At 42.4% G+C, this 12,506-nt stretch carries 11 protein-coding genes; 7 read left to right on the top strand and 4 right to left on the bottom strand.

The genetic code is table 11. The annotated features are described in order from the left end of the window. Positions 1-61: 61 nt before the first annotated feature. Positions 62-1,090 carry a threonine aldolase family protein gene (locus ACFSTG_RS13365; protein WP_380753913.1) on the bottom strand — a complete coding sequence of 343 codons (1,029 nt, stop codon included), beginning with the start codon at positions 1,088-1,090 and terminating at the stop codon, positions 62-64. A 145-nt stretch (positions 1,091-1,235) separates the two neighbouring features. On the opposite strand from ACFSTG_RS13365, the gene prfB reads away from it, so the two are divergent. From prfB to ACFSTG_RS13345, 4 genes are all read left to right on the top strand, one after another. Then, positions 1,236-2,334 (top strand): peptide chain release factor 2 gene (gene prfB / locus ACFSTG_RS13360; RefSeq protein ID WP_380753910.1). Its coding sequence is split into 2 segments (ribosomal slippage): positions 1,236-1,298 and positions 1,300-2,334, totalling 1,098 coding nucleotides; the frame shifts between segments, so codons are not numbered across the junction. A 97-nt stretch (positions 2,335-2,431) separates the two neighbouring features. Further along, the gene (gene arsC, locus ACFSTG_RS13355) at positions 2,432-2,776 is read left to right on the top strand and encodes an arsenate reductase (glutaredoxin) (protein ID WP_380753907.1); all 345 of its coding nucleotides are present in this window, start codon (positions 2,432-2,434) and stop codon (positions 2,774-2,776) included. Between the two features lie 84 nt (positions 2,777-2,860). Beyond that, on the top strand, positions 2,861-3,247 hold the full coding sequence (locus ACFSTG_RS13350) for a hypothetical protein (protein ID WP_380753904.1): 387 nt from the start codon (positions 2,861-2,863) through the stop codon (positions 3,245-3,247). Positions 3,248-3,321: 74 nt separating this feature from the next. Then, complete coding sequence (locus ACFSTG_RS13345; RefSeq protein WP_380753901.1) at positions 3,322-5,856, top strand: outer membrane beta-barrel protein; 2,535 nt, start codon at positions 3,322-3,324, stop codon at positions 5,854-5,856. Positions 5,857-5,963: 107 nt separating this feature from the next. Here the strand turns inward: ACFSTG_RS13345 and ACFSTG_RS13340 are convergent, their stop codons facing one another. Beyond that, on the bottom strand, positions 5,964-6,137 hold the full coding sequence (locus ACFSTG_RS13340) for a hypothetical protein (protein ID WP_380753898.1): 174 nt from the start codon (positions 6,135-6,137) through the stop codon (positions 5,964-5,966). Between the two features lie 194 nt (positions 6,138-6,331). Here ACFSTG_RS13340 and fumC point away from each other — a divergent pair, with 194 nt between their 5' ends. After that, on the top strand, positions 6,332-7,729 hold the full coding sequence (gene fumC, locus ACFSTG_RS13335) for a class II fumarate hydratase (protein WP_380753895.1): 1,398 nt from the start codon (positions 6,332-6,334) through the stop codon (positions 7,727-7,729). Between the two features lie 124 nt (positions 7,730-7,853). After that, entirely contained in the window at positions 7,854-8,255 is a 402-nt protein-coding gene (locus ACFSTG_RS13330; protein WP_380753892.1) for an STAS/SEC14 domain-containing protein, read from the top strand. On the opposite strand, the gene hutH is transcribed toward ACFSTG_RS13330, so the two are convergent. Further along, on the bottom strand, positions 8,225-9,730 hold the full coding sequence (gene hutH / locus ACFSTG_RS13325; protein WP_380753889.1) for a histidine ammonia-lyase: 1,506 nt from the start codon (positions 9,728-9,730) through the stop codon (positions 8,225-8,227). The genes ACFSTG_RS13330 and hutH overlap by 31 nt on opposite strands. 18 nt (positions 9,731-9,748) lie before the next feature. After that, positions 9,749-11,278 carry an NAD(P)H-hydrate dehydratase gene (locus ACFSTG_RS13320; RefSeq protein ID WP_380753886.1) on the bottom strand — a complete coding sequence of 510 codons (1,530 nt, stop codon included), beginning with the start codon at positions 11,276-11,278 and terminating at the stop codon, positions 9,749-9,751. 142 nt (positions 11,279-11,420) lie between these two features. Between ACFSTG_RS13320 and gcvT the strand changes: the two genes are divergently transcribed. Next, on the top strand, positions 11,421-12,503 hold the full coding sequence (gcvT, locus tag ACFSTG_RS13315; RefSeq protein ID WP_380753883.1) for a glycine cleavage system aminomethyltransferase GcvT: 1,083 nt from the start codon (positions 11,421-11,423) through the stop codon (positions 12,501-12,503). The last annotated feature ends 3 nt before the right edge of the window (positions 12,504-12,506 follow it).

Raw genomic sequence — 12,506 nt, 5'->3', positions numbered from 1 at the left:
CCTGAAGTTTTAAGAATAAATACCCTCCAAAAAAAACATTTTTGAAGGGTATTTATTTTTATTAACTCCCTATATTTTTTAGGACCTCCAGGAATTTTTGATGCATTTCTCCGGAATAATCCAAATGGGTTACGATCCTTAACTTCCCTTGTCCCATATTACTTATCCTGATATTGTTCTTTTGAAGCTGCTTCATAAACTTTTCTTCAGCTGAAGGATCCTGCAGATAAAAGATTACAATATTGGTCTCCACCGGTTCCACTTCTCCTACATAAGCCATTCCCTGAAGAACTGAAGCAATTTCCGAAGCCCTCCTATGATCTTCAGCAAGTCGCTCTACCTGGTGATCAAGGGCATAGATCCCGGCAGCGGCCATATAGCCCACCTGGCGCATTCCGCCGCCCAGTACCTTCCTCACGCGCATGGCGTTCTTCATGATCTTTTTATTCCCAATAAGGACAGATCCCATGGGGGTCCCCAAACCTTTAGAGAGGCAGATTGAGATAGTATCAAACAACTTTCCATATTCCCGGGGATCTTCATTCTTTGCCACCAGAGCATTGAACAGCCGAGCCCCATCCAGATGGAATCCCAGGTTATGTTTCTGGCACACTTTCCTGATCCTTTTTATCTCCTCCATGTCATAACAGGCACCGCCCCCTTTGTTGGTAGTGTTTTCAAGACATACCAGGGTAGTCAACGGACTATGGTAAAAGTCGGGCGGATTAATATTCTCCTCAACCTGCGCAGCAGTGATCATCCCTCTGTTCCCGTCTATTAGTTTACAGGAAACACCACTATTAAACGAAGCGCCACCTCCTTCATAGTTGTACACATGTGCCCATTTATCGCAAATAAGCTGCTCTGCTGGCTGGGTGTGCAATTTAATGGCTGCCTGGTTGGCCATACTACCGGTGGGAAAGAACAGGGCTTCGTCCATTCCGAACATTTTCGCAAGTTTCTCTTCCAGCCGGTTAACAGAGGGGTCTTCTTTATACACATCATCCCCTACTTCTGCACTCATGATCGCCTGCAACATTCCAGTAGTTGGTTTGGTGACCGTATCACTTCTAAGATCTATTTCTTTCATATTTATAATATTAAATTCTTCCGCGGAAGGAGTAGTTAAGGGACCCACCGGAAATACCTTTTCTAAGGAACCTTAAAACTATAAAATATTGGTAAAATAGTTTTCAGGAAAGCGCTTTAATTCTATTTTTGTCTAAAATCATAGAATGATCACTACAGACACTATAAAAGATCTCAAAGATCGCCTGGTTGCGTTAAGGAGGTATCTTTGACGTTGATGCCAAAAAAATTGAAATAACCAACCTGCAGGAGAAGACCCTTGCTCCTGATTTCTGGAACGACCCTAAAAAAGCCGAAGTCCTTGTTAAAAATCTCAATGCCGAAAAAAAATGGGTAGATGATTTTGAGAAGGCTGTCACACTCGTGGAAGACCTCGAGGTGATCTTTGACTTCTATAAAGAAGGGGAAGCCACTGCCGAAGATGTTGAGGAACGCCACAAATCATCTGTTGATCTTATTGAGCAACTGGAGTTCAGGAACATGCTTTCTGAAGAAGGGGATAGTCTTAGCGCTGTATTACAGATCACAGCAGGTGCCGGGGGTACAGAAAGTTGTGACTGGGCAGAGATGCTCATGCGCATGTATTTGATGTGGGCAGAAAAATCGGGCTTCAGAATAAAAGAACTTAACTACCAGGCGGGGGAAGTCGCGGGAATTAAAACCGTTACCCTTGAAATTGAAGGAGATTATGCCTTTGGCTGGCTAAAAGGAGAAAACGGGGTTCACAGACTTGTTCGTATTTCACCTTTTGACAGTAATGCAAAAAGGCACACCTCCTTTGCCTCTGTTTACGTTTATCCTCTTGCAGATGACACTATTGAGATCGAAATAAATCCTTCAGAGATTTCCTGGGAAACAATGCGATCTTCAGGTGCAGGAGGACAAAATGTGAACAAGGTGGAAACTGCAGTTCGTTTAAGACACGCACCTTCCGGAATTGTGATTGAAAATTCTGAAACCCGTTCCCAGCTGGAAAACAAGACAAAGGCTATGCAATTACTTAAGAGTCAGTTATACGAGATTGAATTACAGAAGCAACAGGCGCAGCGCAGAGAGATCGAAGATTCTAAAATGAAGATCGAATGGGGCTCCCAGATCAGGAACTACGTGATGCACCCCTATAAGCTGGTCAAAGATGTGAGAACAGGAGAAGAGACCGGAAATGTCGAAGCTGTGATGAATGGGGATATTGACCGTTTCCTGAAATCCTTTCTGATGATGATGGGTCAAAAGGTCGAAGAGTAATCGTTTACAGGAATCTTAAATAGGCTGAACGGTCAACAACAAAAAAAGCCGGAGGGAATAAAAACCAAAAACAACATAGAACAAACTCCAGAAAACCATGATCACCATTTACCACAACCCACGCTGTAGCAAATCCCGTGAAGGATTGGAACTTTTAAAAGGAACGGGCGAAGATTTTAAAGTCCGTGAATATTTAAAGGAACCTCTTTCTGAAGAAGAACTTACAGATCTTCTTGAAAAACTGAGCATGGCTCCAATTGAATTGGTACGTACCGATGAGAAAGTATGGAAAGAAAATTATAAAAACCGGGACCTTAGTGATGAAGAACTGGTACAGGTAATGATAGAGCATCCCCGGCTAATTCAACGTCCCATAGTAGTAAAAGGTCAGACTGCAGTTGTAGGAAGACCTGTTTCCAGGATCACATCATTATTGAATTAACATCCTGACCTTCAGATTTAACCCCGCATTAACCCTCTGAAAAGGCTTTGTTCTTTACTTTGGTATAAATTTAATACCATTAAAATGAACCTTAGCAAGAACTATCAGTTAATACTTGTTTTTTCAATAGCTTTTTTTACGACTGCCATTGCAATATCCCAGACTATGACACAGCAAACTCCAAACAAGGACTTAAAGGAGGCTGCGCGTGAGACCGCCAATATGTGGCAGAAAGAACTTGCCCTTTCTGATAAGCAGGCAGATCTAATGGAAAAGAAGATTATTGAATTCGCCATTAAAAAAGATCGCCTTATCCAGTCTAAAATGCGGGAAGAGGCAAAAACAGAGCGTCTTCGCAGACTCCAGGAACTGGAATATAAAGACATGAGGGATATCCTGACCAAACCTCAATATGACCGTTATATTGCCCTTTCTAAGGAACGTATCCGAAAACAAAACAGAAAGCACTGAGGATTTTTGTGAAAATTTGCTGATCATTTTTTAAACCATTTGGTGGTTTTGGTGTCCAAGATCAAAAACCAGGTATGATCACCAGAAAACCATGGCATCTGATAAGCAGTGCCTTTATTTTTTTATTTCTTCTCTCCCTCACTACCTTTGCACAAGGCCAACGTGAACAAGCACAGCACATCGTCACAGGTAAGGTTACCGATGAAAGCGGTATTCCGCTTGAATACGCGACCATTTCCTTTCAAAGCACACGCAATCCTGATAAACTTACAGGAGGGATCACAGACCCCCAGGGGAATTTTGAAATAGAAGTGCCTCAAGGCATTTATAACATCAACATAGAATTCATTTCTTTTCAACCCAGGAATTTCCCTGACCGCCAGATAAATTCAGATCTGAACATGGGTACCATTGTACTGGGAATGGCTGCAGGCGAACTGGATGAGGTTGTAGTGACGGCAGAAACAACGCAGGTAGAAGTAAGACTGGATAAGAAGATCTATAATATTGGAAAAGATCTCACTACTGCCGGGGGAACGGTCGCAGATGCGCTAAATAATGTGCCCTCGGTCTCTGTAGATATTGAAGGAGGCATCAGCCTTCGCGGCAATGAAAACGTTCGTATTCTTATCAACGGAAAACCTTCAGCCATGGCCGGTTTTGGGAATACCGATGTACTTTCCCAGCTTCCTGCAGATGCCATTGAGCGCGTGGAAGTTATCACCTCTCCTTCCGCGAGATATGACGCCGAAGGTACCGCAGGTATTCTGAACATCATACTCAAGAAAGAAAAGACCCTTGGCTTTAATGGATCTGTTTCTGCACGGGCAGGACATCCAGACCAGGTTGGGCTTTCAGCTAATGTCAACCTTAGAACCGATAAATTCAACATATTCAACACCACCGGATTCAGATATTTTGACGCTCCCGGAAATGCTTTTTCAGACACAAGGTATCTGGAGTACACTAATGAGGCAGGGGAACTGGTAGATCCCACTTCTGAAAGACTTATTGAGGACCGAAGTATTGATCGTCTTAACCGGAACTTCTACACCAGCCTGGGAGTGGAATATTATATCACAGATATGTCTTCTGTTACTGCCACCGGTTTCTACAGGTATGGAGAAGATGAAGATCTTACCACCAATCGCAGCAGTGAATATATGGAAGATGGATTACTGGAAACACTTCGGAAAGAAAACGAGATAGAAGATGACAACAGTTACCAGTTTGCGTTGAATTACATCAATAAATTCAACAAAAGCGGACATCAATTGACAGCCGATATTCAATATGAGAGAGACGAGGAAACACAAATTGGGAATATTAATGAGGTCGTAGTTTCAAATAACACCAATAAAGATCCTTTTTACCCCCGGGAACAAACATTCACGGAAGAATCCCAAAACGAATTTCTTATCCAGGCAGATTATGTAAGACCTATTGGAGAAAATGCACAGTTTGAAGCAGGATATCGAGGCAATTTTGAAGAAGAAGTCACAGACTATCAACTCCTGCTTGAAAATGAGTCTACTGGCAAGCTTGAAACAAATCCACTATCTAACATTTTCACGTATACCGAAAATGTGAATTCCCTTTATTCCCAATATGGAAATAAATTTGGTGACTTCTCCTTCCTACTGGGATTAAGACTTGAAAACACGCAGTTGAAGGGCAAGATAGATTCAGATCTTACCGAAGAAGAATTACAGGAGGAATTTAAAATACCTATTGACACAGATTTCGACAATAATTACCTTGGCTTGTTCCCTACCGTAAACCTTATTTACGAACTGGGGGAACAGGAAAATATTACCCTTGGTTACAACAGGAGGATCAACAGGCCACGTGGCTGGTTCATCAACCCATTTCCCTCAAGAGCCAGCAGAACCAATATTTTCCAGGGTAATCCCAATCTGCTACCTGCCTATTCAGATGCCTTTGATCTTGGCTATTTGAGGAGATGGAAGAAACTCACCCTTACATCCTCTGTTTATTATCAATATGAAACAGATTCTTTCGAACGGGTTGAACAAATTTCCACAGCTCAAGACAACACTCAGGTCATCAGGACCATCCCGATCAATTTAGCAACCAATACCCGTATTGGAGCAGAAGCCGGAGTATTGTACAATCCCGCAAAGTGGCTTCGATTGAACGGAAGCGTAAACTTCTATCAATTTGACACCGAAGGAGACTATAACGGAGTTGATTACAGTGCGAAAAATACAAGTTGGTATGGAAGGTTCAGTTCAAAAGTTACACTTCCGGCCAAGATCGACTGGCAGACAAATGCTTTTTATAGGGGAGCTTCAGAAGGAGCACAAACCGAAACGCAAGGTTTGTTTATGCTTGACATGGCACTTAGCAAGGAATTATTCGATGAAAAAGCTTCTCTAACCCTTAATGTTAGAGATTTGCTAAATTCCCGCAAAAGAGATTCTTACACAGTGACCGAAAGATTTATTAGAGACAGCGAGTTTCAGTGGAGACAAAGAAGCATCACCTTATCATTTACTTACCGTTTCAACCAAAAGAGAAATGAAAGAGAAAAGAAAAGAGGTCAGGAGAACGGAAACGAGGAAATGGATGGGGAAGGAGAATTTTAATTGGTAGTGTTTGTTGGTTAGCTTGAAAAAGCCGTCTTAAAGACGGCTTTTTCGTTTATTCCCGTTATGAAAAGGCACAAAAAAAGGACTTTTTCAAGTCCTCCTTTTTATGCTTTTTCTTTCTCCAGGCGTTTCTTTTCCTTACGTTCATCCATCATTTCTTTGACCGCTCCTCCTATCCAATAAGGAATAATGGCAGTTAAGAACAACATTACCCAAAACCCGATAAGTAATATAATGATGAAGGCTAAGAACCCCAGATATTGATCAAATTCAAACATGATTTTCGTGATTTTTGAATCTTTGCCAAAGATAGAAACTCTGTGAAGTATTTACAATAGTTTTTATTTTATTTTTAAACACCCGCTTTATTCGTGAAAAATTACTGATTAAGCTTTTTCTGCCGTTAAATTTGTGGGATTTATGATCATTTAATTTTTCCGAAAATGTAAATTTGTACAAATCATTAACCATTATGGACTACAGAATAGAAAAAGATACTATGGGGGATGTTAAGGTCCCTGCAGATAAACTTTGGGGTGCCCAAACCGAACGTTCCAGGAATAACTTCAAAATTGGTGCTCCCGGTAGTATGCCCCTGGAAATCATTTATGGCTTTGCTTACTTAAAGAAAGCAGCAGCTTTCACCAACTGTGAACTCGGAGCATTAACAGTTGATAAACGCGACCTTATTGCCAGGGTTTGTGATGAGATCCTACAGGGGAAACATGATGATCAATTCCCGTTGGTGATATGGCAGACAGGGAGCGGTACCCAAAGCAACATGAATGTAAATGAGGTTATTGCCAACCGTGCCCACCAACTTTCAGGAAAGACCATTGGCGAAGGTGAAAAAACACTTGCTCCCAATGATGATGTGAATAAGTCACAATCTTCAAATGATACTTTTCCTACAGGAATGCACATTGCGGTTTATAAAAAGATCGTAGAAGTGACCATTCCCGGAGTTAAGCAACTCCGCAACACCTTGAAGAAAAAATCGGAAGAATTTAAGGATGTGGTAAAGATTGGACGTACACATTTTATGGATGCCACTCCTCTCACCCTTGGCCAGGAATTCAGTGGTTATGTTTCCCAACTGGACCATGGGCTTATCGCACTTGAAAATACCCTGCCCCACCTTTCTGAACTGGCTTTGGGAGGAACGGCGGTAGGTACCGGATTAAATACTCCAAAAGGATACTCTAAAAGAGTAGCAGAATTCATAGCTAAATTTACGGAGCTGCCTTTCATCTCTGCTCCTAATAAATTTGAGGCTCTTGCCGCTCATGATGCTTTTGTGGAAACCCATGGAGCACTAAAGACATTGGCGGTATCTTTAAATAAGATCGCAAATGACATCAGAATGCTGGCATCTGGACCTCGCAGCGGAATTGGGGAGATCAATATTCCTGCGAATGAACCGGGATCATCTATTATGCCCGGTAAAGTGAACCCAACCCAGGTGGAAGCACTCACTATGGTATGCACCCAGGTGATAGGCAATGATGTTACTATTAATGTAGGCGGCATGCAGGGTCACTTTGAACTGAATGTTTTCAAACCGGTTATGGCTGCAAACATCCTCCAGAGTGCTCAATTACTGGGAGATGCTTGCGCATCTTTTGATGAGCACTGTGCTGCGGGTATTGAACCTAACCATCCAAGGATACAGGAATTACTCAACAATTCTTTGATGCTGGTGACAGCACTAAATACTAAAATTGGTTATTACAAAGCGGCAGAAATTGCCAATACTGCTCATAAGAACGGAACCACTTTAAAAGAGGAAGCAGTAAACTTGGGGTATGTTACCGCCGAAGATTTTGACGAGTGGGTAAGACCTGGAGATATGGTAGGGGGATTGAAATAGCCTTATTTTCCGGTCAAAAATAAAATATCCTTCAAAAAGTCATTTTTTGAGGGATATTTTATTTCAAACCTTTTCGTGATGCCAACAAATTATTCTATTTTCACGCCCTATTCCCTTACAACACATGATCAACCTATTAGAACTGGACTTCGCAACGATAAGGATCTACGACAAATTAATTGTAACTGAATGTAATGAAGGCGTCCTTCTTGACGTTCCTAAGAACCGCAAAGTCCTCGAATTAGCCGGAGAGATCTTTAACAATGAAGATTTTGGATATATTTCAAACCGCGTGAACTCTTATGCTGTAGACCCCATGGTCTATCGGGAATCTGCAGAGCATCCGCAGTTAAAGGCCATAGCAGTGGTTTCCACAAGTGAATTGGCACGTAAAACCGCGCAGCTGGAACAGAAATTCTATACCAACAAAAACCCTTTCCAGATCTTTAATGACCTGGAAGAGGCAAAATCCTGGATCAAAGAAGCCGTGATGGATCAATCAAAAGTTGACTCCTCAAGCTGGTAAGTTTCCAGAAATTCTTTTGATTTCTGAATAAAAGGAGCCATTACCACATCCTCTCTCACAAGAGGAACATCCTTTCTAAATTCTTTTACCATCTTTTCAAGCATGGGTGAGGTCTTATGCGGACTGCGGTAAAACAGGGCCTGTGAAGCATTAAAGAGCTCAATCCCCAGGACGGTCGAAACATTTTCAAGCACTTTTGTCAATTTGGTGGCCGCGTTGGCACCCATACTAACATGATCTTCCTGCCCATTCGAAGAGACGATCGAATCTACACTGGCAGGAGTTGATAACTGCTTGTTCTGACTTACTATACTGGCAGCCGTATATTGCGGGATCATAAAACCACTGTTTAACCCCGGAGCATCTACAAGGAATGCCGGACCCCGTAACCCCGAAACCAGTTGATAGATCCTTCTTTCTGAAATATTCCCCAGCTCGGCCATGGCGATAGCCATATAATCAAGTGCCAGTGCAAGCGGTTGTCCGTGAAAATTTCCTCCGGAAATGATCTTGTCTGCTTCCACAAAAATATTGGGGTTATCTGTGACCGAATTTATCTCGGTTTTAAAAACCTTATGAACAAAACCAATAGTATCTTTTGTGGCTCCGTGCACCTGGGGAATACACCTGAAGGAGTAAGGATCCTGGACATTTTGTTTGCTCTGTTTAGCGATCTCACTACCGGTAAGGATTTTCCTTATACGCTCAGCAGTCTTCACCTGCCCGCGATGAGGCCTTACCAAATGCACTATTTCGTCAAAAGGGGACATATTGCAGTCATAGGCATCTACAGACAACGCTCCTATCACATCGGCCCATAATGAAAGTTTGTATGCTTTAAGTAAAGAATCTATACCGTGGGCGCTCATGAATTGTGTACCGTTTAAAAGGGCGAGACCTTCTTTGGACTGCAATTTTATTGGGGACCAGTTGAATTTTTTCAAAATATCTTCAGAAGGCACAATCTTGTCCTCATGGTACATCTCTCCCTTGCCTATTAAAGGAAGGGAAAGATGTGCTAATGGCGCAAGATCTCCTGAAGCTCCTAAAGACCCCTGGGCATAAACTACCGGGAGAACATCTTCATTATAAAAATCAATTAGCCTGTTCACGGTTTCAAGGGAAACCCCGGAGTGGCCGTAACTGAGGGATTGTATCTTAAGCAACAGCATCAACCGTACGATGCGCAGGGATATCTTTTCCCCCGTACCGCAAGCATGGGACATTACGAGGTTTTCCTGTAATTTGGTAAGGTTTTCTGTCGATATCTTTACATTACAAAGAGACCCAAAACCTGTATTTATACCATAAATGGGGTTTTTGTTCTCCTTCATTTTATCATCCAGGTACTTTCTGGCCTTTTCAATATTCAGGACAGCTTCATCGCTTAAGGAAAGTGTTTTCTTCTTTTCAAGGATCTCCTGGATCTCTTCAAGGTCCAGTACAGAAGAACTTATATAGTGACAATCTCTCATTTATGGGTAATATGTATATTATTGAGTTGGTTTCATTTCAGCTTCAAAAAGGTCCAGAATGGCTGCTCCGGTATGGGCGGCGATATCGCCGGCTATCATCCCTTCGTAACTCAGCTTTTCAGCAGCAAGATCTCCGGCGCGTCCATGAAGGTAAACTCCGAGAACTGCAGCGGTCAAAGTGGGGTATCCCTGGCAGATGAGGGCAGTTAGTATCCCGGTAAGTACATCGCCACTCCCTGCAGTAGCCATTCCCGGGTTTCCTGAAGTATTTATGTAGGTTTCATCTGAAGTCACGGTGAAAGTATAAGCACCTTTTATCACCAGGATGATCTTATGTTCGGTTGCAAGATCCCTTGCTTTTTCCAGTTTTTCAAAATCATTTTTCCAGGAGCCAATTAAGCGTTCCAGTTCTTTAGGATGTGGGGTCAATATACTCCCCTCCGGCAGAAGTTTTAGCAGATCTTTATTTTTTGATAAGATATTTAAACCATCGGCATCGATCACCATTGGTTTTGAATTCTTTTTGAGCATGTTTTCAAAGGCCTTTACGGTTTCTTCTCCGGTTCCTACTCCTACTCCAAACCCTATCGCGGTGGGTTCAATGTCATAATCTATATGTGACAGTATCTTATTATTAACATCTGTAAGCACCATAGCTTCGGGCACTGCGGTTTGGAAAATATCATATCCGCAGGCAGGGACAAAAGCAGTAGCCATTCCCGCACCTGCCCGTAAGGCGGCATTAGTAGCCAGGCAAATGCTACCCATCTTTCCGTAACTTCCTCCAACCATTAAAGCGTGGCCAAAAGTACCTTTATGGGAAAATTTATTGCGGGGGCGGTAAATCACCCTGGCCTCCGGCTTTCCAATGGTCTGCGCAACGGCATGCTCATCCTTGAGGTAATCCCTATCCAAACCTATGTCCAGTATCTGCAGTTCCCCTGTGAAAGCAGCAGTATCTGGCATGAAAAAAGAAAGTTTAGCCGATTGAAAACTTAAGGTATAATTGGCCCTGATTATCGCATCCTGCTGTTCTACAGGCATATCTGCCATAAGCCCTGAAGGGACATCTATTGCCAAGACAAAGGCTCCAGATTTATTAATAAGTCGCACAAGATTAGCAACCCAGTCAACCAGCGGTCGATTCAAGCCAACACCAAAAATTGCGTCAATTATGAAATCACCGGTGTTAATTTCGGGAAAGTCTTCCTCCGACTTTAAAAGGATCGGCCATTGCCGGGTCATGTTCTTTACCCGGTCATAATTGACCAGGAAATCCTTTGACCTTTGATCACTGTAATTGACCACATAAATGGTAACATCATAACCTTTTTCCAGCAGTAACCTGCCCACCACCAAACCATCTCCGCCATTATTCCCGATCCCGCAGAAGATCTTTACAGGGATCTCAGCATTTTGAAGCCGCGTATGGATCTCCTCGAAAACCAGTCCTGCAGCCCTTTCCATTAATTCATTGGAAGTAATACCTTGTTTCTCCAGGGTTATGGCGTCTGCTTCTTTTAATTGTTGAGCCGTGAAGATCTTCATGTGGCGTAAACCTATTATTGAATTACAAATATAGAATTTCCTTTTCGGTCTGTTTCACCTCAGGTAATTTGTATTTAAATATTAAGCATAAATCACTATATACTTAATGAAATTAATAAATTTGCTCAAATTTATTTTTGAAATGAAAAATACAGCTCTTACATCTACCCATAAAGACCTTAATGCCAAAATAGTTCCTTTTGCAGGATACAACATGCCTGTCTCCTATGAAGGAGTAAATGCAGAACATGAGACCGTACGAAAAAGCGTAGGGGTCTTTGATGTTTCGCACATGGGGGAATTTTTGATCACCGGCGACAAAGCGCTTGAATTGATCCAGAAGGTGAGTTCCAATGATGCTTCCAAACTGGTTGACGGAAAGGCCCAGTACAGCTGTATGCCAAATAATGAAGGTGGAATTGTGGATGACCTTATCATCTACAGGTTCAATGAAGAGAAATACCTGCTGGTGGTTAATGCATCCAACATAGAAAAAGACTGGAACTGGATCTCCCAGCACAACACCATGGATGCTACCATGAGAGACCTCTCAGAGGAGTACTCCTTACTGGCTATACAGGGCCCAAAAGCCGCAGAAGCCATGCAACCTTTAACAGATGTGGATCTTTCGGCTATAAAGTTCTACACTTTTGAAGTAGCTCCTTTCGCAGGTGTGGAAAATGTGATCATTTCTGCCACCGGTTATACCGGCAGCGGTGGATTCGAGATCTATTGCAAAAATGAAGATGCCCAAAAGATCTGGGACAGGGTTTTTGAAGCAGGAGCAGATTATGGCATTAAACCCATAGGCCTTGCCGCCAGGGATACCCTTAGACTTGAAATGGGTTACTGTCTCTACGGAAATGATATAGATGACACAACTTCTCCAATAGAAGCGGGATTGGGATGGATCACTAAATTCACCAAAGACTTCATCAACTCTGAAGCTCTCAAGGCTGAAAAAGAAAACGGACCTAAACGAAAACTGGTTGGCTTTGAGCTGGATGAACGCGGAATACCCCGCCAGGGTTACGATATTGTAGATGACAATGGCAAGGTTATTGGCGTGGTAACTTCAGGAACCATGTCTCCTTCTCTTGAAAAAGGAATCGGGATGGGATATGTTCCTACAGATGTTGCCGCCCCGGGAAGTAAGATAAATATTCAGGTACGTAAAAAAGCTCTTCCTGCGACGGTGGTAAAATTACCGTTTTATAAAGGATAGTTT

Origin of the sequence: Salinimicrobium flavum, assembly GCF_042684505.1 — a bacterium.
GTDB lineage: Bacteria > Bacteroidota > Bacteroidia > Flavobacteriales > Flavobacteriaceae > Salinimicrobium > Salinimicrobium flavum.
This window is presented reverse-complemented; position numbering and strand designations above follow the sequence as displayed.